Origin of the sequence: Methylomonas defluvii, from assembly GCF_033949435.1 — a bacterium.
In the GTDB taxonomy this organism is placed as follows: domain Bacteria; phylum Pseudomonadota; class Gammaproteobacteria; order Methylococcales; family Methylomonadaceae; genus Methylomonas; species Methylomonas defluvii.
Genome location: NZ_JAXARY010000002.1, coordinates 141,043 through 161,489, shown reverse-complemented (window position 1 = coordinate 161,489; position 20,447 = coordinate 141,043). Strand labels below are relative to the sequence as shown.

Sequence of the window (20,447 nt, the reverse complement as noted above, 5' to 3'; positions counted from 1 at the left end):
TTTTACGGTCTGTTTATATCTGAGCACTTATTGGGCCATAGTAAAAATTATTATTCTAATACAATGCGTTAATTGTTTTTTTGTGAATAAAATAAGTCGGCGATTACGCATGGTGTAAAAAATTACGACATGTTTTGAAAAATCGACTATCTGCTCAGCTTTTCAAGCAGTGCTTTGGCTTGTTCGCGGCCATTGAAAATAGCTTCGCCTTTTAGCGCTTCTTGTAATTCTTGCTTAGCCTCTTCCTGGCGTTGCAACTGATTGAGGGCAACTGCGATATGGTAGCGTATCTCAGAATCTTGCGAGAGTAGTGAGTGTGCATTTCGTAAGTAATGAAGCCCCTGTTCTATTTGTCCCGTGTTAACCAGAATCCAGCCCAAGGTGTCGTTCGTTGCCGGTTGGTCAGGAGCCAATTTATGGGCCTGTTCGGCAATCGACAAGGCTTTGCTGTTGCCGTTATTGAGATATACATAAGCAAGGTTGTTCAGGAACTGCGGTTCGTTGGGGAATTGTTTCAATAGCTCGACGTAGTACTTTTCCGCCTCTTTAAACTTTCCGCTTTTCAGTAATTCGTTTGCAAAGGCTGCCATCGGTAGCTGGTCTTGAGGATGCTTTTTGACCCACTGATCCAGTAAATTGTAGGCTTTGTCCGGCTGATCGATTTTTTTCAAATTTTCATAAAGCAGCATCAATGAAGCTGTATCCGGCTCCAGCTCGAAAGCTGTTTGGTAATGGCTGTTGGCCAAACTAAGGTTTTTGTCATGATCGGCGATGTTTCCCAATAGTCGGTGGGGAAAGGCGCGTTTGGGATATTGTTTTAACAGGCTTTCTGCGCGGCTCAATGCAAATACCGGTTTCCCATGGAGCAGTTCCATTTCCACCAAGGCAATTTGCGAAGGTATATGATTTTCGTCGACCAAAACGGCTTTTTTCAAGGTCTTTATGGCTTCAAAATAATCGCCTGCATCTATTTGATAACGAGCAGCTTTGTAAAGTTGTTTGACATTAAACCGGGCTTGGTCAGCCATGCGGATAAATACACCTAAGGCTTTGTCCTTATTGTTATTAGCCAAGTAACTTCGAGCCAGGGCGTCCATAACCTGGGGGTTGTTCTTGTCGATCACTTCCGCTGCTTGTGCGGCGGCATTAGCCTCAGCAGCTTTGCCCATCTTCAGATTCAACTCAACCAAAGCCAAAAGAGTCGGTAATGATTTTTGATCAATCATCTTCGCTTTTGCCAGCCAGTCATTGGCTAGCTCATAGCGTCCGGCACTTTGTTCGACTTTGGCCAGTTCAATAAGAATATCGATGTCGCTCGGATGATTCTGCTGCAAGGTTTGCAGGCGCTGTCTGGCTTGATCAAGTTTGTTCTCGCCGACGTCCAGTTTACTTAGGTTAATTTGCGCGTCGAGAAAATTGGGGTTCAGTTCAATCGCCTTCTCGAAACTTTGCCGGGCCAGCTTGTATTGCCCGGTATTGACTTGAGCGGTCCCCAGTAAATTTAGTAGTGTAAAGTTTTTCGACGCTTTTTCATGCAGGGCTTGTGCGGTTTTCAACGCTTTTTCCGGTTCGCCACGGCTCATGTAAAGTGCCACGAGAGGAATACCGGCCTTGACCGCATCCGGATTTTTTTTGAATGCCACTTCAAGGTCTTGAACTGCTGCCTGCTCCTGGCCCATTGCTAATCGGTTAAGGCCTATTTCGGCTTGTAGGCTGCCACTGTCATTCCCTAAAGCAGCGGCTTTTCCAAACATATTATTGGCCATATCGTGTTTGCCGGCCTGCATGAAAGCGCTTCCCAATAAAAATGCCAGACGCTGATCCTGGGGATTGCGGATTTGCACCGGGCGGAGCAGATCAATAGCTTGCTCGGGTTCGTTTTTTTCTAAAAGTATGGTGGCCAACAATTTATACGTGCCTGATTGTTCCGGGTATTGCTTAACGTACAGACGCAAATACTCCGCTGCCAAGTCGTATCGTTGCAGGCTGTAGTTAACCAAGCCGGAGAGCATTAAAGTCGGACCATGTGCCGATAAATATTCCGGTTTGATGCCGGTGATGATGTCGGCCGCCACTTCCAATTCTTTGGTCGCCGCTTCTTTCTGGTTATTGCGTTCGAGTAAAACCGCATGTAGATAGGCTGCTTTCGGTTCAAATGGATAAGCCCGGCGCACATATTCCAAATCTTGCCGTGCCCGATCATCTTGCTTCAAGTCCATTAACAGGCCTGCTCTGGCAAGTCGTGTGTCTACGTGATCGGGGTTGAGCTCAATTGCTTTGTCGTAAAATTTTAAAGCTTCATCCAGTTCCATGTTGGCATGCTTGATCGAGCCTTTTGTATACCAAACGCCGGCATCGCTGGCTTGGATTTGTATGGCTTTCTCGGCAGCTTGATCGGCGCCTTTAATGTCGCCACGCTTTAACAGGGCATTCGCGCGCCCGATTGTGGCGTTCACCTGATTGGGAGCAATTTGCAAGGCAATGTCGAATTCATTCAGGGCTTCGCTGATTAGATTGAGTTGCAGGTATGCGTTACCGCGGTAAACATGCAAAACCGGACGCAAACCGCTATTGAACTGCGCCGGATCGATTTCCTTCAATAGGTCGTTGTAACGGATTTGGTAGGTATAGAGCTTGGCCAGGTTTTCCGCAATTAAAGATGGGTCCGCGCCTAATTGTTTGGCTAAGCCAAGTTGGACTTCTGCTTCCGTCAACGATTTCTGTTGCAAGTAAATTTCGCCAAGCAGCATGTGAGCCGAAACATATCTTTCATTTTGCTGTAGCGCATTTTTTAACTGGATGATCGCTTCGGCGTTGTTCTGATTTCTGTAGGACTGTAACGCCTCTTCGTAAAACTTGCCGGCCTGGATGTCGTCGGCAAAGCTTATCTGCATGGGGTTGAGCGCCAGAATCAGCAGTAGTTTATTTAACGGGAAATTGGGTTTCATCGGATTTTTGCGCATAACGAAGATGGAGTTGCTCAAGTGTGCACATAGCATAGTCGCAAAGCCAACTCGCCACCAGTCCGGAGCTAACAGCCGGCTTCTTGTCGTCAAAAACTTGACTGGTTGCATTTAAGAGGATGATTTTAAATGTAAATTTAAATGGTCTAAATTTTGCTTTTAGCGTCTAGACAATCAATTAGGCGACTAAATATGGGTACTTTAGAGTTGCATCAACAACAAAAAACCGAGCGTTTGACCGATGCATTCCGGATATTTAACGAACTTTCAGAAAATCTGGCGCATTCTTACCAAGGTTTGGAAGAGCAAGTAGCTAAGCTGAATCGCGAGTTGCAGGCCGCGCGTAGCGAGCGACTAAACACGCTGATCGAGAAGGAAAAACTCGCCAGCCGCTTGCAACAAATTCTGGCAGCCTTGCCGGCGGCAGTGGTTGTGCTTAATTCGCACGGTTTAATCATCGATTGCAATGTCCATTCCGTGGACTTTTTGGGCGAACCTTTGCTGGGCCAATTGTGGTCGAGTGTGGCGGCGCGCAGTTTGCAACCGGTGTTCGAATCGCCGCATGAACGACAGCTCCGAGACGGACGTAAAGTCAATATCACTCATAGTTCATTGGGTAACGATAACGAGCAAATTATTTTGTTATCGGATGTCAGCGAATTGCGTTCCTTACAAGACACGCTGGCTCAACATAAGCAGCTAAGCGCAATGGGCGAAATGGTGGCCGGTCTGGCGCATCAGGTACGCACACCGCTGGCAACCGCGATTTTGTATGCGTCGCAAATGAGCAAACCCGCGATAAGCGACGAAAAACGCCAACAGTTCTCCGAGAAAATTTTAGAACGCCTGCATCACCTGGAGCGCCAAGTGAACGACATGCTGATTTTTGCCAAACAGGGTCGAATGGCCATGCAAAGCTTTTCATTGCGGCGGCTACTGGCGCATCTTGCCGAAGCGGCTGATAGTTTTGCCTGCGAATTTAGCATTGAAAATCGCATCAGCACCGATCAGTTACTTGGCAATGAGGATGCGCTGCGAGGAGCGCTACTGAATTTAATCAATAACGCGGCCGAGGCGGGTGCGCGCAACATTGCATTAACGGTCCGGCGTAGCGATTTAGGCTGCATCGAGATCAAGGTGACGGATGATGGGCCCGGTATAGCCCAAGCCCAGCAAACTAAATTATTCGAACCGTTCTACACCACCAAATCCAATGGCACCGGCTTGGGGTTGGCGGTGGTGGACAGTGTGGCACGCGCCCATGGCGGCAGTGTCATATGCCGTTCGACGCCGGGGCTGGGGACGAGTTTTAGTTTGAGTCTGCCCTGTGTCAGTCAATACACCCTCGGCTTATCCGTCGGTCATGCCAAAATGGAGCAAAATGATGAAACAGTATGATGTACTTATCGTCGAAGACGACATGGCTTTATGCGAGGCCCTATGCGATACCTTGGAAATCGAAGGCTATCGGGTCATCTCAGCTAAACACGGTATCGAGGCTTTGAGCCAATTAGCCAAGCATCCGGTCCGGCTAGTAGTCAGCGACGTACAAATGCCGGTGATGGACGGTTTTCAGCTCTTACAGAATATTCAGCAAAAGTTCGAACAGTTACCGGTGTTGCTGATGACGGCTTACGGCACCATTCCCAAAGCGGTGGAAGCTATGCAGTCCGGTGCGGCCGACTATCTGATCAAACCGTTCGAAGCCGGGATGTTGGTCGATAAGGTGGCGTCGTTGATTACGCGGCAAGCTCCAGTGGTTAACGAGCGGGTGGTGGCTGACGAGAGCATGAAAAAGCTTTATGCACTGGCCAGTAAGGTAGCCAAAACCGACGTGACCATGTTGCTGGAAGGCGAGAGCGGTACCGGTAAGGAAGTGCTGGCCCGTTACGTTCATCGCAACTCGCATTATCATGCCGGCCCGTTCGAGGCTATTAATTGCGCGGCGATTCCGGAAAACATGCTGGAAGCGATGTTGTTCGGTTATGAAAAAGGCGCATTTACCGGCGCTATTCAATCGGCGCCCGGCAAGTTCGAGCTGGCGCAAGGCGGCACCTTATTACTGGACGAGATTTCCGAGATGGATATTTCGCTGCAAGCCAAATTGCTGCGGGTGTTGCAGGAAAAAGAGGTTGAACGCCTGGGTAGCCATCGCAAAATTGCGCTGAACGTCAGAATTTTGGCGACTACCAATCGCAAATTAAAAGAGTATGTGCAGGATGGCCGGTTTCGCGAAGATCTTTATTTCCGCTTGAGCGTATTTCCACTCAAAATTCCGCCGCTCCGGGAACGGACGGGCGACATTTTGCCGTTGGCGCTGGAGTTGTTGCACAAACATAGTCCGTCTGGGAAAGCGGTTGGCGGCTTTGACGAGGCGGCCATGATCAAGTTGTCTGAATACAGTTGGCCGGGTAATGTCAGAGAGTTGGAAAACGTGGTGCAGCGGGCCTTGATCCTGCAAAGCCGGCATCAAATTGGCGCCGACGACCTGATTTTTGAGGAAGATATGTTGGTTTTGCCGAGTTTGCCCGCTGCTGTGCAAAGTCTTGCCGTAGAATCGCGGCAAACCGACGGCGAGAATAGCCCTTTCGAACTCGGCAGCTTGGGCGACGGCGTGCGTTCGGCTGAGGAAAAAATCATTTTGCAAATGTTACGCGACGTCAGCGGTAGCCGGAAAACCACAGCCGCCAAGCTGGGGATCAGTCCGCGTACTCTGCGTTACAAAATTGCGCGGATGAAAGAAGCGGGAGTGATGGTACCAGGTTAAATCTTGGCTTGAAAAATGCTTATGCTAAGCAAGGCAACCTAAAAGAGTCATTATCATGTCAGATATGAATGTTAACCAAGTGCTCGCCCAGATGCGGGCCATGTCCATAGAGGCCGGTGCCAAGCCACAGCCTAGCGACACCTCCGGCGATTTTGCCGCCATGTTGAAACAATCCATCGACGCAGTGAATAACACTCAGCAAACCGCCAGCGGTTTGGCTAAATCCTTTGAGATGGGTCAGAGCGACGTCAGCTTGGCGGAAGTGATGATTGCCTCGCAAAAAGCCAGCGTTTCCTTTCAGGCCATGCTCCAGGTGCGTAATAAACTGGTGGATGCTTATAAGGACGTGATGGGCATGTCAATGTAGGCAGCGGAAGATAAGCCATGAGCGAACTAGACAGAAATCTACCGATGGAGGCCCATACCCAATCAAGTATGGCAAACGCCGACAAAATGCACCCTGCTTTGAAAAGCCTGAGCAAAATGCCGATGGTGCGCCAGCTGGGTCTGATGCTGGGTTTGGCGCTCAGCGTGGCAATAGGCGTGGCGGTCGTGTTGTGGTCGCAGGCCCCGTCTTACGATTTACTGTTTTCCGGCGTGGCGGAAAAAGATTCTGCGGAAATTCTCGATGCGCTGAGCAAGTTAAATGTCGATTACAAGGTCGAAACCGGCTCCGGCGCGATCATGGTGCCGGCCGATAATGTCCGGGAGCTGAAATTGAAACTGGCCGCGCAAGGCTTGCCGCGCAGCGCCAGCCTGGGCTACGAACTGCTGGATAAAGACAACGGCTTCGGCGCCAGCAAAAATGTCGAGCAAATGCGTTTTCAACGCGCATTGGAAGGCGAAATTGCCCTGACGATTCAAACCATTCAAAACGTCAAATCCGCAAAAGTGCTGCTGGCTATTCCGGTGCAATCGGTATTTGTCCGGGAACGCAAAAAGCCCAGCGCCTCGGTGGTCGTAGAGCTCTACCAAGGCCGCACCCTGGAAAAGGAGCAAATCGAATCCATTGTGCATTTGGTCGCTTCCAGCGTGCCATTGATGGAAGCCAGCCAGGTGACGGTTGTGGATCAGAAAGGCCGCTTGTTGAACAGCAAGGAAGGCGGCGAAGACATGTCCTTGTCCAGCAAGCAGTTCGAATACAAGAAAAATATAGAAGAGCATCTACGTGGCCGGATCGAAAACATCCTGACGCCACTGGTAGGCGGCGACGGCATGCGGGCGCAAATTTCTGCGGACGTCGATTTCACCGTCACCGAAAAAACCCAGGAAATGTTTAACCCGGATTTGCCTGCTCTGCGTAGCGAGCAAACTCAGGAAGAAAATAACTCCTTATCCAAAGTGCAAGGTGTGCCCGGCGCCTTATCCAATCAACCCCCACCCACGGGTACCGCGCCTGAAGTCGCTAGCGGCCAGGAAAAACAAGCCGCCGCAGAATCCGGTTCCGGCTCGTCCAACAAAACCGCGACTCGTAATTACGAACTGGATAAAACCATTACTCATACTAGACTGGCCACAGGTGCCTTAAGACGCTTGTCGGTGGCGGTAGTGGTGGACGACAAAAAAGTGGTGCAAGCCGACGGTAAAGCGACCTTAGTAGCTTACTCGCAAGAAGATCTGAATCAACTTCGCGACTTGGTCAAACAGGCAGTGGGTTATGATAACAGCCGCGGCGATCAGGTAACGGTCACCAATGTCGCGTTTAGATTGCCCGATGCTCTGGAAGAAGTCCCTTCCGAACCCATCTGGCAACAACCCTGGTTTGCCAGCGCGCTGAAACAATTGGCCGCCGTTGCTGTGGTGGTGTTGCTGATCATGGGGGTATTGCGTCCCGGCCTGCGCACCTTGGTGGCGAAGGAAGAACAGTTAGAAGCCCTTGAGCAAGCCAAAGCAATCGCGGAAGCGACGGGTGGTGTGGTGCGTTTCGACGAGACCGGCAAGCCGGTGGCTGTGGCGGTGTCGGTGGATGAAGAAACCGGCGAGGTGCGCACCATCACCACTGGCGTGGAGGATTTATTGTTACTCGAAGCGCCGCAAAGTTACGAAAAACGTTTGGAATATGTGCAAAAACTGATTGACGAAGATCCTAAATTGGTCGCGCAAGTGATCAAAACCTGGTTGAAAGACGATGGCTGAGCAAGAGAAATTAACGCATGCGCAACGGGCTTCGCTGCTGTTATTGGCAGTGGGGCAGGATAGAGCAGCCTCGGTATTGCGGCATATGGGACCGAAAGAAGTGCAATTGATCGGTTCGAACATGGCGCAGCTTGGACCGATTAGCTCGGGCATGGTTGATGAGGTATTGGAAGAATTCATCATCGAAATCAAAAACGAAACCGGCCTGGGTCTGGACTCCGACGAATACATCCGCAACATGCTGACCAACGCGCTGGGCGCGGACAAAGCCGGCAGCATCATCGACCGGATTTTGTTGGGCGCCAACAGCAAGGGTATCGAACAACTGAAGTGGATGGATACTCGGTCCATCGCCGACTTGATTCGTCTGGAACATCCGCAAATCATTTCCATAATTTTGTCCTTGCTGGATGCCGATCAGGCCGCCGACGTGCTGACCTTATTGCCGCAAAACATGCGCTCGGATATTTTGATGCGCATCGCCACGCTGGAAGGCGTGCAACCCGCCGCTTTGCGCGAGTTGGACGACATCATGGAGAAACAGTTGACCGGCAGCGACGGCGTCAAATCCTCGCAAATCGGCGGTATCGATGCAGCGGCCAATATCCTTAACTTTATCGAAAGCGGTATCAGCGATCCGATGATGCAAGACATCAACGAAGCCAACGCCGATTTGGGTCAACGTATCCAGGATAAAATGTTTGTGTTCGGCGATTTGATCAATGTCGATGATCGCGGTATTCAAACCCTGTTGCGCGAAGTGTCCACCGATCAGCTGCTGTTGGCTCTGCGCGGCGTGGAAACCGGTTTACGCGACAAAGTGTTTGCCAATATGTCCAGGCGCGCGGCGGAAATGTTGCGTGACGACTTGGAAGCTGCACCGCCTGCGCGTTTAAGCGAAGTGGAGGCCGCGCAAAAAGATATTCTGGCGATAGCCAAACGCTTGTCCGATGCGGGTGAAATAGCTTTGGGTGGCGGTGGCGGTGGCGATGAGTTCGTCTAAGGGCAATAAGTTTTCCGAGTCTGAATTACAGGCTCTGGATCGCTGGACCAATCTGCAGGATTTCAGCAACCCGCGTTCCGAAGCCGTCGAATTGGAGGAAGTAACCCAGGTTTTGACCGCCGAACAGATTGAAGAAATTCAAAAGCAGGCCTACGCAGAAGCCTTCGAACAAGGTAAGCAGCAAGGTTATGCGGACGGGCAAAAGGAAGGTTTTGAAGCTGGGCGCAAACAAGGCTATGAAGAAAGCGTGCATTTGCTGCAAAAGCAGGCGGCCGAGTTCGCCAATTTACTGGAGGCGCTCAGCGAGCCCTTCAAACAACTCGACGAGTCGGTCGAGCAGGAGTTGGTGAAATTAACCATCGCGATTGCCAGTCAGTTGATTCGCCGGGAGTTGAAGTTAGAGCCCGGCGAGATCGTCGGCGTAGTCAGGGAGGCGATCAATGCCTTGCCGCTGGCATCTCAGAAGGTCACCGTCAACTTGCACCCCGAAGACGCGGCCTTGGTCCGCACCGCGTTAAAACTCGATGAAAACATGCCGCCTTGGCGCTTACATGAAAACCCCTTGTTGAGTCGTGGCGGTTGTACCGTTGAAACTGAAATGTCCAGAATCGATGCCAGCGTCGAAAGCCGGGTAGCCGCCGTGATCGCCACCGTATTAGGCGGGGAGCGCCGCGAGGATTTTGGGCGATGATTCCCAGTGCCGACCGTTCCGACTTGTGGTTGGCGCGCTTGCAGCCGTATCGGGAAAGATTGGCTGCGGACCCGCTGGAATTGGTGGTCGAAGGCAAATTGTCGCGGATGGTGGGCTTAACCCTGGAAGCGGAAGGTTGCCGGGCGGCAATCGGTTCATTGTGTCAAGTAATTACCAAATCCGGCAAGATCATCACGGCTGAGGTCGTCGGTTTTGGCGGATCCCGCTTATTTTTGATGCCGACCGGCGATACGCACGGCCTGGAACCAGGCTGCCGTGTCATTCCCATGGGCAAGAACAGTCTGGCCAGCGTCGGTTTTGGTTTATTGGGCCGGGTGCTAGACGGTGCCGGCAAGCCCTTGGATAGTAAGGGGCCGCTGGATACCGATGCCAAGGTCTCTTTATCCGGCGTTACCATCAATCCGCTCAGCCGCAAACCGATCCGCGAGGCGTTGGATGTCGGTGTGCGGGCGATCAACGCCATTCTCAGCGTCGGCCGTGGACAGCGCATGGGCTTATTTGCCGGTACCGGCGTGGGCAAAAGCGTGTTGTTGGGGATGATGACCAAGTTTACCAATGCCGATGTGGTCGTGGTGGGATTGGTCGGCGAGCGGGGCAGGGAGGTCAACGAATTTGTGTTGAAAATTCTTGGCGAAGAAGGTTTGCGCAGAGCCGTGGTAGTCGCCTCGCCGGCTGACGACTCGCCGTTGATGCGGGTGCACGGCGCCTTGCTGGCGACCAGTATTGCCGAATATTTTCGCGACCAGGGTTTGGATGTGTTGTTGTTGATGGACTCCTTGACTCGATATGCTCAGGCGTACCGGGAAATCGCCTTGGCGATAGATGAACCGCCGGCGACCAAGGGCTATCCGCCCTCGGTGTTTGCGAAATTGCCACAATTGGTAGAGCGTGCCGGAAACGGCGATGAAGGCGGCGGTTCGATTACTGCGTTTTATACGGTATTGGCGGAAGGCGACGATACTAACGATCCGATTGCCGATGCGGCGCGGGGTGTACTGGACGGCCATGTGGTGCTGTCGCGCTCGTTGGCGGAGTCCGGGCACTATCCGGCAATCGATATTGAAGCCTCGATCAGCCGGGTGATGCCGGACATCATAGAACCGGAACATCTGCAAATGGCGCGCGATTTGCGGCGATTGTATTCCATCTATCAACAGAATAAGGATTTGATCAGCGTCGGTGCTTATCGGCCGGGAGCCGATCCGCGCATCGACAAAGCGATAGAAAAAAATCCGGCGATCATGGATTTTCTACAACAAAGCATGGACGAATCGGTGGACTTGAGCCGGAGTCTGAGCGAGTTAGCGCAATTGCTGGCGAGCTGATGAAAAAGTCGCAGCGACTGAAAGTGATTATCGACTTACATGCGCGTCAGGAACATGACGCTTTGCAGGCTTTGGGTATCTGTCAGCAAAAACTCCAAGAGCAGCAGGCCCAGCTGGAAAATTTACAAAGTTACCGTTTGGATTATTTAGGTAAGTTCGCCGTCAGACAGCAGGCGGGGATCAACATCAGTCAGTTGATGGAATTCAGGGCTTTTGCCGATAAGCTCGATCAGGCTATTGAAAGCCAGCAGCAGACGGTAAGCAACCATGAGCGCGAGGTGCAGCGGGCCCGTAAGCGCTGGGAAGAGGCGCATCAACGTACCAAAAGTTTGCAAAAAGTCAGTGAGCTGGCTTTGATTGAAGAAATGAAAGTCGAACAAAAGCGCGAGCAGGCCGAGCAAGATGACCGGGCGGCGCGATCAGGACGCAAGGATGGCACGGGAAGTGCTTGATTAAATAAAAATGTCAGGAGAAATGCCATGAATATCCAAGGTTTAAATCCGCTGTCTCTATTAGCCTCCGTCGATAGCGCCGGTGCTGCGACGACAGCTCTATTGGGCGAAGGTGGTGGTGGTGGCGTGTTTTCGGCGACGCTGCTTGAGCAGCTGGCACAATTGCAAAACAGTTTATTGAGTAAAGGGGCGGCCGGTGACGCCGGCTTGGCGAATTTACAGCAGCTGGGCGGATTGGGGACGGATGCTCTGAACAGTCAAAGCTTGCAAGATTTTACCGCTCTATTCGGCAAGAGTTTGCCGACGGCAACCAAACTTGATCAGGATATTAATCTCGACGATACCATGCAAGCCTTGGCGGGTGTTTTGCAATACTTGCAAGGCTTGGAGGCCACCGGTGCCGCGCCGCAAGCTCCGGTTTTACCGGTTGCATCGGCCAATCAAGAGAATCTTGCCGATATAGTGACGGAAAATACCGAGGCTGCACATGATGAGCAGGCGGTGAATGCTGCGATGTATGTAAGCACGCAAGCTCAGCCCTTGCCGGTGGCGGATAGCGTGAGTGTTGTTAACGACGCGCTGAAATCAGCGGTAGCAACCAGCGAGGCGATGTCTGCCATCAAAAACAATCCGGAGCTGTTGGGTATGGATGCCAAAAAAGAGGCGTTGACGGCATTGAGTGGCGCTGATGAAGGGCGGAAGACGATGGTAGCGGAGAGCGGTTTTGCCAAAACCCTGGCCGCCGAAGACGGCGCGTCCCCGCAATTTGCGCAAGACAGCGCGGCTGATACTTTTCAAACCGAGCAGCGCGATGTGCCGAAGCAGCAAATTGGCGGTAGCGAGGCTGATGTGGGGTTATCGAGAATGACGGCCGACATCAATCAGCTGAATAAATCGGTAAATAGCGTCGGGCAAACGTCAGCGCCGACGATGGAAAAACATTTGACTCATCCTGAATGGAACACCGAGCTGGGTGAAAAATTGTTGTGGATGCATAAACAAGCGGTGCCTTCCGCTGAAATTCGGCTGAATCCTGAGCATCTCGGCCCTATTTCCATCAAGATCGATGTCAATCAAGATCAAGCCAATGTGGTCTTCACCGCCCAGCACGCGGCGGTCAGGGACGCCATCGAAGCGGCAATCCCCAAGTTGCGGGAAATGTTGGGTGGGCAAAACTTGAATTTGGCGGATGTTAATGTTTCCCAGCAACAATCAGAACAACGGTCTGGACGCGAGTCCTTCCAAATGGCCGGCGAGCAAAATCGCGGTGGCAATAGTCAAAGCCAAGGCCAAGGCCATGCCGATAGTGCGGCAACCGAGCCCTCCAACACTATGCTCGAAGAAATTGAAGCAGGTCGTGCTATCGCCAGTAATGGCTTATTGAGTCTGTTTGCCTAGTCAACTTTAGGCGCTGTTGAAAAATTGCTTTGCAAAAACAGCGCCTATTTCTATAATGCCCAGCTTTTTGGGGAATTTATCCCCACCCCTTGCCTCACTGTTCAAACGGATGGGAGGCTTTTAAACCCGTAAGGAGAAATCATGCGACATTATGAAATTGTCTTCTTAGTCCACCCTGATCAAAGTGCTCAGGTGCCGGCTATGATAGAGCGTTATAAATCCACCGTTGAAGAAGCCGCAGGCAAAATTCACCGTTTGGAAGATTGGGGCCGTAGACATTTGGCTTACCCTATCAAAAAAATTCATAAAGCACACTACGTGTTGATGAACATCGAATGCGATCAAGCCACTCTTGAAGAACTGGAAAGCGGTTTTCGTTTCAACGACGCCATTTTGCGTAGCCAAACGCTGGCGCAAAAAGCGGCCGTAACCGAGCCTTCTGCGATTGCTGTCAGCGGTAACGACGGTCAAAAAGCCGGTAGCCGCGTTAAGGAAGAAGTCGAAGAAGAAACCGAAGAAGCTGAAGTAGAAGTCGTTGAGACTGAAGTCGCAGCGGATTCCGAATAATCAACATTGAACGAAGAGAATTGTGATGGCACGTAACAATATTAGACGCAAAAAGGGTTGCCGTTTTAGCGGCGAAGACGCGATCAAAATCGATTATAAAGATCTGGATTTATTGAGCGAGTACGTTACCGAAACCGGCAAAATCATTCCTAGCCGCATTACCGGTACCAGTGCGAAATATCAAAGACAGTTGACTTCTGCGATTAAACAAGCGCGGTTTCTGGCTTTGTTGCCGTTCTGCGACGCACACAAGTGATTTAGCACGGGGGGCGTAGCGCGTGCAATTTCTGGCCACTTTCATTATGAAAGGACGGATGCAGGCCATGACGGTCGCATCCAGCCTGGCCTTGCTATCGCTGCTGTTTCCTCCTGTCAGTATCGTAAGTTCAGCCGCTGTCTCATTGGTAACATTGAGGCGTGGGGCTAGCGAAGGCTTGTATGTGCTGATGTGCTCATGCTTGGCTGCCGCTGTATTAAGCACCTTATTGATCGGTAATTACCAGTACGCATTGCTTTACGGTCTGGCCTTTTGGCTACCGGTTTGGCTGATTTCGATAGTACTGCGCGAAGGCCGTTATCTGACACTGGCAATTGAAATTGCCGTGTTGCTGGGTGTGGCGGTGGTACTGGGTATTTACATGATTCAGGACCAACCGGTACAGCTTTGGCGCGAAGTGTTGAGCTTTATGCTTCAGCCCATGCTTGAAGGCAAAACCGATGTGCCGCTTGAGCAAATTAGGCAGTCTGCAGAATTGTTGGCGCATTTCATGTCCGGAGTTGCCGCGGCAGGCAGCGTTTACGGCTTGCTGTTCGGTTTGTTTTTGGCCAGATGGTGGCAAGCAGCGCTATACAACCCGGGCGGTTTCAGAGCCGAGTTTTTGGCGTTGAAAGGGCATGTGCATCTGACATTAGGTACCTTGTTGGTGGCCGGAGTAGCCATGCTGACTTCCGGCAAAACCGCGGAACTTTGTTGGAACGTGCTACTGGTGCTGTTGGTGACCTACACAATGATAGGCACCGCAGTGTTGCACGCGGCGTTCTCGGTGATGAAGGGTAGTCGTTTCATGGTGCCTTTTTTATATGTCACATTGATGTTGATCCCGCATGTGATGGTGGTGATCGTGTTATGCGGACTGACCGATACTTGGCTGGACTTACGAAATAAACTAAAACCAAATGGAGCGTAAGCTCCCGATTTTTCGACAATCAAGTCGATCTAAGAGGTAGAAAACGATGGAAGTCATTCTTCTGGAAAAAACCGCCAATCTGGGTAACCTGGGCGATAAAGTAACCATCAAAGCGGGTTACGGCAGAAACTATTTGATCCCGCAAGGCAAAGCAGTGCCTGCTACGCCCAAGAAAATCAGAGAGTTTGAAGAGCGTCGCGCCGAGCTGGAAAAACAAGCGGCTGAAAAATTGGCTGCTGCGACTGCTCGCGGCGAAGCAATCAGCAAATTGAACGTATCCATTGCCCACAAAACCGGCGACGAAGGCCGTTTGTTCGGTTCTGTTGGTACACAAAACGTTGCTGATGCCATTACCGCTGCCGGCGTAAAAGTTGAGAAGCACGAAATCCGTATGCCAAACGGCGTCATCCGTAACATCGGCGAATACGACATTGCTATCAATCTGCATACCGACGTCGTTATTACGCTGCCGGTAAAAGTGGTAGCCGAGTAAAACCGTGATCATCGTAACCGGTGGCGCCGGCTTCATCGGCAGCAATCTGGTATTGGGCCTGAATGCCCGCGGTTATGATGATATTTTGGTCGTCGACCATTTGACCAACGGTATCAAATACCGGAATTTGGTCGAGTGCAAGATAGCGGATTATCTGGACAGAAGCACCTTTTTGGAACGACTGCAACAAGGTGCTTTCCAAGCAGAATCGATAGAAGCCATATTTCATCAGGGCGCCTGTTCCAGCACGACAGAGTGGGACGGCCGTTACATGATGGACAATAATTATGAATACAGCAAAACGCTGTTTCATTATTGCCAAAGCCATAAAATCCCGTTCATTTACGCCTCCAGCGCCGCTACTTATGGTGCCGATTTAACCTTCAAGGAAGAATTGGCTTATGAAGGTCCGCTGAATGTCTACGGTTATTCCAAGTTTCAGTTCGACCAATATTTGCGCAGACAGCAAAAATTGACCGCGCAAGTAGTGGGTTTACGCTACTTCAATGTCTACGGTCCGCGCGAAGCCCACAAAGGCAGTATGGCCAGCGTTGCCTTTCATTTGAATAATCAGATCAAAGATTCCGAAGAATTACGCTTATTCGAAGGTTGCGACGGTTACGGCAACGGCGAGCAGCGCCGCGATTTTGTTTATGTCGGCGATGTGGTGGCTATTAACCTTTGGTTTCTGGATAACCCGCAAGTGTCCGGCATCTACAACTGTGGCACGGGTCGTAGCCAGACCTTTAATGACGTAGCCAATGCGGTGATCAAATTTCACCAGCGCGGCGATATCAAATATATTCCCTTCCCCGAGCACCTGAAAGGCTGCTACCAAAGCTTCACCGAAGCCAATCTGGATAAATTACGCGCCGCTGGTTGCAAACATTCGTTCCAAACCGTCGAGCAAGGCGTACAACTTTATATGGAATGGTTGAACGGCTAGTCAGGTCAATTTCTATCATCGATCCAGATGATTTTTGTAAGCAAATAACGACAAATCTCGATTTTTCTACAGCATGGTCTGGAGCCCGGTTGTAGAATATTTCCCTAATTCGTCAACAGTAACTGCCGAGAACGCAGATGAGTCCCCGCACGGCAATTCGTATTGCCCATTCCTGTTTAGCTGACCCCCAGCAGGCGGTCGAAGAGCTTGCTTTAGGTTTGCAGCACGCCGACACCACCTTGGTCATTTTCTTTTGTTCGAATAGTTATGACCGAACTGTGCTGGCTTCCGAAATAAGACGTCGATTTCAAGGTATCCAAGTGCTTGGCTGTACGACTTCCGGCGAAATTGGCGGTGCAGGATTACGTCAACAAAGCCTGGTAGGTGTCGGCTTTTCCGCACCGGATTTTATGGCGACCAGTGGCCTAATCCCTAATTTGCAACAGTTTCGCATCGCCGAAGGGCACGCGCTTGCCAACGAGCTTTTGTATGGCTTGCAAGATAGAGTGACGCATCTTAACGCGGAAAATTGCTTCGGTTTTTTGTTGATCGACGGCTTATCGGTCCGTGAAGAGCAGGTCACCCATGCGATACAAGACGCATTAGGCAATATCGCCATGATTGGCGGCTCGGCGGCCGACGACTTGCAGTTCCATAAAACATACGTGTATTGCGAGGGTGACTTCCATACGGACAGTGCCGTGTTGTTGCTGGTGCATACCTCGTTACCGTTCAAAATATTCAAAGCGCAACATTTTGAACCGACCGCGGAAAGATTGGTGGTCACTCTTGCCGATGCCAGACGCCGCGTCGTATATGAAATCAACGGCCTACCAGCCGCGCCGGAATACGCCAGACTCATTGGGGTTTCGACAGACGCTTTAAGCCCAGCGCACTTTGCCGCGGCGCCGGTCGTGGTATCTATCGATGGAAACTATTATGTGCGGGCGATTCGCAGTGCCAACCAAGATCAAAGCCTGACTTTTTACTGCGCGATTGAGGAAGGCTTGGTATTGAGAGTGGCGCTGGGCGTCGATCCTATCGAAAGTCTGCAACAGGTTTTTGCCGAAGTTCGGGGCGACATAGGTCAACCTCAGGTTGTTGTCGCTTGCGATTGCATCCTTAGAAAGCTTGAGCTGGTGCAGCGCGGGTTGACGGCGCAGGCGGAACAAATCCTGAGTGATAACAAGGTGATAGGTTTCAATACTTATGGCGAACAGTTTCGCGGCGTGCATGTGAATCAGACCTTCGCCGCGGTTGCCATCGGGGCAGTAGATAGGTGTGACGAGGATGATTGATACAGATGCACTCGATATAGAGAGCGAATTAAGGGCGGAAATCGTTCGCCTGAATAAGGTGGTGGAAGCCTTAATGAATCGAGTAGAGCATAGCGCCACTCAACACTACTCGGATTTTGATCAGTTTCAAACCACCATCATGCTGGAAAATTTGGTGCGGGCGCGGACAAAGGAACTGGATGCGGCGTTGCGGGAAAACGAGAAAATCAATCGGGCCCTGCAGGAAGCCGAGGAGAAATTTCACCGGGTGCTGGATCAATCCTTGGTTGGTATCACCATGATTATCGATGACCGTTTCCATTATGTGAATCCCAAGTTCGCGGCAATCTTTGATTACCCGGTCGATGAACTCATGACGATGGACATCATGGAACTCGTCAGCGATGCCGATGAACCTACCGTGCGCGCAGCGATGCAGAAAGCGCTGAACCAAGAGCTTGCCAAAATTAATTTTGTCGCCAACGCCGTGCGTAGGAATGGCCAAATGATCACGGTGGAGGTATCGGTGAGTCCGGCCATAGATATTGGTGGCAAGCCTGCATTGATAGCGGTCTTGGCGGATATTAGCGAGCGATTGCGCTCTGAGCGGCAAGTCCAAGCGCTACACGAGCAACTCCAATATCAGGCGATTCATGATCCGTTGACCGGACTGTATAACCGCCTGTTCCTTAACGAGAATTTGGAACGTGAATTGTTGTTGGCAGCGCGACAAAGCTACGAGGTGAGCGTGGTGATGAGCGATCTGGATCATTTTAAAATGATCAATGATTGTTATGGACACCAGGCCGGTGATGCTGTTCTGAAAGCTTTTGCCGACATCCTGAAGCGTCATGCCCGCGCCAGCGATTTGGATTGCCGTTATGGCGGCGAAGAGTTTTTTCTGGTGTTGCCGGATACTTCGCTGCAAACCGCTAATGAACGCGCCGAATCGATACGTTTGGCCCTGATTGCGCAGCCCATTGCCGTTGCCGACATCAGTATCCATGTCACCGCATCATTTGGTGTAGCCACCTACCCGGCAAACGGCCTATCCCCGGTGGCCTTGATCGGGGCGGCGGACAAAGCGCTCTATCTAGCCAAGGACGCTGGTCGCAATCAGGTCGTCGCAGCTGCCCAGCCATTGCAATAGGCGTTTTTAGTCCACTTTCCGGATAGCCCGATTCGGTTTGTTTCTGCTGCGAAGTGCTTGCCAATTGCTCGCCGCTGCTGAGGTTGACCGCTTCTAGCTGCAGCCTGGCCGCGCTTTATTCGATACGTTAGATGGCGATGTTCTGGCGGATTCGGCTCAACGCGCTCAGCATGCGTGCGATTTGGTGCGCCCGGCACCATTGCCCGCTGATTTACAAAAACACATTCTCGATACTTTCGCACGGGGCGTAACCAAACCTAGAATGTCGCTGCCAATCAGGGATTCGCCGCAAAGCGCTGTGGCATATCACGTATTTTCTCTGTCTGTCATTCCCGGTATGTGCCGGCGAAAAAACTTAATAGCTTGATTTCTAACTGCTTGTACGATTGGGCGCGTATTGTGCTGATAACATCAGGACAATAACGCAGCGATGGCACATGTCCGACCAACTCTTTTCCGCAAAACCTTCCGACAGCGGCGAGCAAGCCGAACTCAGCGCCGAACAGTTTGCGGCATTCATCGATAAACATCGCGATGAACTCAGTCGCTTTATCGTGCGTAAACTGGGTTCGGAAGACCTGTCCGCAGACATACTGCAAGATGCTTATTTGCGGCTAAGCCGCCAGCAAAGGCCGGGAACTATCGAGAATCCGCGGGCTTTCGTGTTTCGGGTTGTCGGTAATCTGGTGATCGACTACCAGCGGCTTAGCGTCAATCGGCTCAAGCAGGACGTCGACGACGACACCTACAACGCCGTTCCCGAACAGTCGCCCGGCCCCGAGCAGCGTTATCAACAGAACCAGCGTTTGCAAGCCATTCATCAGGCCTTGGCCGAATTACCCGAAGACTGCCGTCTGGCTTTTTACTGGAACCGGGTCGAAGGTCTTAGCCATACCGAAGTCGCGGCCCGCCTGCGCATTTCGGACAGCATGGTCGCCAAGCATTTGGCGCGGGCCATGCGGCATTGCCGGGACCGGCTCAAGCAACATTGAGGCACATGCCGGCCGCCCGGAAAATATCAGCAAGAACGGCCGCGTCATCCGTCATAATAGTTTCAATCGTCCAAACCTTACGCCGATGAGTAACGCACCCGTTTCCGAAATCACCACTTTGTCCGATCAGGCCATTGATTGGGTGATACGGCTGCGCGCCGGAAACGCCAGCGAGCAGGAACGGCGCGCCGCCGCCGAATGGCAAAATCGCAGCCCCTCGCACCGTCGCGCCTTTGCCGAGGCCGAACAACTGTGGCTGGACATGGGCGAGGGCTGGTCGGTAACGGATCTGCCGATACCGGCGCAAGCCATGGGCCGCCGATTTAGCCGGCCCGTCTGGCGCGGTTTGGCAGCGGCCGCGGTTGCCTTGGCGTTGGTTTTGCCGTTTTCCGGCCTTGGCGACCGCTGGTTCAGTGACTATTACACCGCTGTCGGCGAACAAAAAACCGTGACGTTGGCCGACGGTAGCCAAGTGCTGTTGAATACCGATACCGCATTGACGGTTACCTATTCGGATACCGGCCGCAAACTGATATTGAAACACGGCCAGGCCTTGTTCAAGGTTGCCGCCGACCGCAATCGGCCGTTTGAGGTCGCCACCGATACCGCAGTGGTCAAAGCCTTAGGCACGGTCTTTGAAGTACTGCAACAAGACCACGCCGCCCGCATCACGGTGCAGGAACACGCGGTTGGCGTCAAAGGTCTGCAGGCCCCGGATTACCCGCCAGACGCCCGCATTCAAGAAGGGCAACAAGCGGTTTACAGTGCCGCCGACGGCCTGCAAGCCGCAGTGGCGGCCGATCCGCAGCAAAATGCCGCCTGGCAGCGCGGTAAACTGGTCTTTAAAAATCAAGCCCTGGCCGATGTGGTTGCGGAACTGGACCGCTATTTCCCCGGAAAGATCGTCATCAGCGACGCCAAACTGGCGGCGCTAAGGGTCAGCGGCGTTTTCCCGCTGGCGGACCGCGCCGCCACGCTGGCGATGCTGCAACAAATCCTCTCGGTAAAAACCAGTCAAATCACGCCTTGGTTGACCGTGTTGCACGGCTAGCGCAAAAAAATCCCGCCGCCATTACAAG

Annotated in this window: 19 protein-coding genes; 18 read left to right on the top strand and 1 reads right to left on the bottom strand. The window is 51.9% G+C overall.

The genetic code is table 11. From position 1 onward, the window contains the following. Positions 1 to 146: 146 nt before the first annotated feature. Positions 147 to 2,948: an XrtA/PEP-CTERM system TPR-repeat protein PrsT gene (prsT, locus tag QLH52_RS03825; protein ID WP_319960586.1), complete on the bottom strand. Its 2,802-nt coding sequence runs from the start codon at positions 2,946 to 2,948 to the stop codon at positions 147 to 149. Positions 2,949 to 3,155: 207 nt separating this feature from the next. Between prsT and QLH52_RS03820 the strand changes: the two genes are divergently transcribed. From QLH52_RS03820 to QLH52_RS03735, 18 genes are all read left to right on the top strand, one after another. Beyond that, entirely contained in the window at positions 3,156 to 4,361 is a 1,206-nt protein-coding gene (locus QLH52_RS03820) for a sensor histidine kinase (RefSeq protein WP_319960585.1), read from the top strand. After that, entirely contained in the window at positions 4,348 to 5,730 is a 1,383-nt protein-coding gene (locus QLH52_RS03815) for a sigma-54-dependent transcriptional regulator (RefSeq protein ID WP_425257011.1), read from the top strand. Before QLH52_RS03820 ends, QLH52_RS03815 begins: the two co-directional genes overlap by 14 nt. Before the next feature lie 55 nt (positions 5,731 to 5,785). Continuing rightward, positions 5,786 to 6,097 carry a flagellar hook-basal body complex protein FliE gene (gene fliE, locus QLH52_RS03810; RefSeq protein ID WP_033157335.1) on the top strand — a complete coding sequence of 104 codons (312 nt, stop codon included), beginning with the start codon at positions 5,786 to 5,788 and terminating at the stop codon, positions 6,095 to 6,097. Positions 6,098 to 6,114: 17 nt separating this feature from the next. Next, entirely contained in the window at positions 6,115 to 7,866 is a 1,752-nt protein-coding gene (gene fliF, locus QLH52_RS03805) for a flagellar basal-body MS-ring/collar protein FliF (RefSeq protein ID WP_171694692.1), read from the top strand. Continuing rightward, positions 7,859 to 8,869: a flagellar motor switch protein FliG gene (gene fliG / locus QLH52_RS03800; RefSeq protein ID WP_033157336.1), complete on the top strand. Its 1,011-nt coding sequence runs from the start codon at positions 7,859 to 7,861 to the stop codon at positions 8,867 to 8,869. The genes fliF and fliG overlap by 8 nt, the downstream gene beginning before the upstream one ends. Then, positions 8,856 to 9,560, top strand: coding sequence for a flagellar assembly protein FliH (locus QLH52_RS03795; RefSeq protein ID WP_319960583.1), 705 nt, complete (start codon positions 8,856 to 8,858; stop codon positions 9,558 to 9,560). Before fliG ends, QLH52_RS03795 begins: the two co-directional genes overlap by 14 nt. Next, on the top strand, positions 9,557 to 10,906 hold the full coding sequence (fliI, locus tag QLH52_RS03790) for a flagellar protein export ATPase FliI (protein ID WP_033157338.1): 1,350 nt from the start codon (positions 9,557 to 9,559) through the stop codon (positions 10,904 to 10,906). The genes QLH52_RS03795 and fliI overlap by 4 nt, the downstream gene beginning before the upstream one ends. Continuing rightward, positions 10,906 to 11,358: a flagellar export protein FliJ gene (gene fliJ / locus QLH52_RS03785; protein ID WP_101051562.1), complete on the top strand. Its 453-nt coding sequence runs from the start codon at positions 10,906 to 10,908 to the stop codon at positions 11,356 to 11,358. Before fliI ends, fliJ begins: the two co-directional genes overlap by 1 nt. A 27-nt stretch (positions 11,359 to 11,385) precedes the next feature. Beyond that, a complete protein-coding gene (locus QLH52_RS03780) occupies positions 11,386 to 12,756 on the top strand; it encodes a flagellar hook-length control protein FliK (RefSeq protein ID WP_319960582.1) in 1,371 nt (456 codons plus the stop codon). A gap of 141 nt (positions 12,757 to 12,897) precedes the next feature. Continuing rightward, a complete protein-coding gene (gene rpsF / locus QLH52_RS03775) occupies positions 12,898 to 13,323 on the top strand; it encodes a 30S ribosomal protein S6 (RefSeq protein ID WP_033157341.1) in 426 nt (141 codons plus the stop codon). Positions 13,324 to 13,348: 25 nt separating this feature from the next. Continuing rightward, positions 13,349 to 13,579, top strand: a complete 231-nt coding sequence (rpsR, locus tag QLH52_RS03770; protein ID WP_020482464.1) for a 30S ribosomal protein S18 — start codon at positions 13,349 to 13,351, stop codon at positions 13,577 to 13,579. Between the two features lie 67 nt (positions 13,580 to 13,646). Next, positions 13,647 to 14,510 (top strand): hypothetical protein, encoded by an 864-nt coding sequence (locus QLH52_RS03765; RefSeq protein ID WP_225893057.1) that lies wholly within the window; start codon positions 13,647 to 13,649, stop codon positions 14,508 to 14,510. Positions 14,511 to 14,556: 46 nt separating this feature from the next. After that, positions 14,557 to 15,003 (top strand): 50S ribosomal protein L9, encoded by a 447-nt coding sequence (gene rplI, locus QLH52_RS03760; protein ID WP_033157343.1) that lies wholly within the window; start codon positions 14,557 to 14,559, stop codon positions 15,001 to 15,003. Between the two features lie 4 nt (positions 15,004 to 15,007). Continuing rightward, on the top strand, positions 15,008 to 15,949 hold the full coding sequence (gene rfaD / locus QLH52_RS03755; RefSeq protein ID WP_319960581.1) for an ADP-glyceromanno-heptose 6-epimerase: 942 nt from the start codon (positions 15,008 to 15,010) through the stop codon (positions 15,947 to 15,949). A 137-nt stretch (positions 15,950 to 16,086) separates the two neighbouring features. Beyond that, on the top strand, positions 16,087 to 17,247 hold the full coding sequence (gene nosP, locus QLH52_RS03750; RefSeq protein ID WP_319960580.1) for a nitric oxide-sensing protein NosP: 1,161 nt from the start codon (positions 16,087 to 16,089) through the stop codon (positions 17,245 to 17,247). Beyond that, a complete protein-coding gene (locus tag QLH52_RS03745; protein ID WP_319960579.1) occupies positions 17,240 to 18,376 on the top strand; it encodes a GGDEF domain-containing protein in 1,137 nt (378 codons plus the stop codon). Before nosP ends, QLH52_RS03745 begins: the two co-directional genes overlap by 8 nt. Before the next feature lie 437 nt (positions 18,377 to 18,813). Then, positions 18,814 to 19,368, top strand: a complete 555-nt coding sequence (locus QLH52_RS03740; protein WP_319960578.1) for an RNA polymerase sigma factor — start codon at positions 18,814 to 18,816, stop codon at positions 19,366 to 19,368. A gap of 85 nt (positions 19,369 to 19,453) precedes the next feature. After that, positions 19,454 to 20,419: a FecR family protein gene (locus QLH52_RS03735; protein ID WP_319960577.1), complete on the top strand. Its 966-nt coding sequence runs from the start codon at positions 19,454 to 19,456 to the stop codon at positions 20,417 to 20,419. Positions 20,420 to 20,447: the final 28 nt, after the last annotated feature.

What these genes read in the sequence shown, in the direction of transcription:
- prsT (WP_319960586.1), bottom strand. Translation starts at nt 2,948, where the DNA reads ATGAAACCCAATTTCCCGTTAAATAAACTACTGCTGATTCTGGCGCTC.
- QLH52_RS03820 (WP_319960585.1), top strand. Translation starts at nt 3,156, where the DNA reads ATGGGTACTTTAGAGTTGCATCAACAACAAAAAACCGAGCGTTTGACC.
- QLH52_RS03815 (WP_425257011.1), top strand. Translation starts at nt 4,348, where the DNA reads ATGAAACAGTATGATGTACTTATCGTCGAAGACGACATGGCTTTATGC.
- fliE (WP_033157335.1), top strand. Translation starts at nt 5,786, where the DNA reads ATGTCAGATATGAATGTTAACCAAGTGCTCGCCCAGATGCGGGCCATG.
- fliF (WP_171694692.1), top strand. Translation starts at nt 6,115, where the DNA reads ATGAGCGAACTAGACAGAAATCTACCGATGGAGGCCCATACCCAATCA.
- fliG (WP_033157336.1), top strand. Translation starts at nt 7,859, where the DNA reads ATGGCTGAGCAAGAGAAATTAACGCATGCGCAACGGGCTTCGCTGCTG.
- QLH52_RS03795 (WP_319960583.1), top strand. Translation starts at nt 8,856, where the DNA reads ATGAGTTCGTCTAAGGGCAATAAGTTTTCCGAGTCTGAATTACAGGCT.
- fliI (WP_033157338.1), top strand. Translation starts at nt 9,557, where the DNA reads ATGATTCCCAGTGCCGACCGTTCCGACTTGTGGTTGGCGCGCTTGCAG.
- fliJ (WP_101051562.1), top strand. Translation starts at nt 10,906, where the DNA reads ATGAAAAAGTCGCAGCGACTGAAAGTGATTATCGACTTACATGCGCGT.
- QLH52_RS03780 (WP_319960582.1), top strand. Translation starts at nt 11,386, where the DNA reads ATGAATATCCAAGGTTTAAATCCGCTGTCTCTATTAGCCTCCGTCGAT.
- rpsF (WP_033157341.1), top strand. Translation starts at nt 12,898, where the DNA reads ATGCGACATTATGAAATTGTCTTCTTAGTCCACCCTGATCAAAGTGCT.
- rpsR (WP_020482464.1), top strand. Translation starts at nt 13,349, where the DNA reads ATGGCACGTAACAATATTAGACGCAAAAAGGGTTGCCGTTTTAGCGGC.
- QLH52_RS03765 (WP_225893057.1), top strand. Translation starts at nt 13,647, where the DNA reads ATGACGGTCGCATCCAGCCTGGCCTTGCTATCGCTGCTGTTTCCTCCT.
- rplI (WP_033157343.1), top strand. Translation starts at nt 14,557, where the DNA reads ATGGAAGTCATTCTTCTGGAAAAAACCGCCAATCTGGGTAACCTGGGC.
- nosP (WP_319960580.1), top strand. Translation starts at nt 16,087, where the DNA reads ATGAGTCCCCGCACGGCAATTCGTATTGCCCATTCCTGTTTAGCTGAC.
- QLH52_RS03745 (WP_319960579.1), top strand. Translation starts at nt 17,240, where the DNA reads ATGATTGATACAGATGCACTCGATATAGAGAGCGAATTAAGGGCGGAA.
- QLH52_RS03740 (WP_319960578.1), top strand. Translation starts at nt 18,814, where the DNA reads ATGTCCGACCAACTCTTTTCCGCAAAACCTTCCGACAGCGGCGAGCAA.
- QLH52_RS03735 (WP_319960577.1), top strand. Translation starts at nt 19,454, where the DNA reads ATGAGTAACGCACCCGTTTCCGAAATCACCACTTTGTCCGATCAGGCC.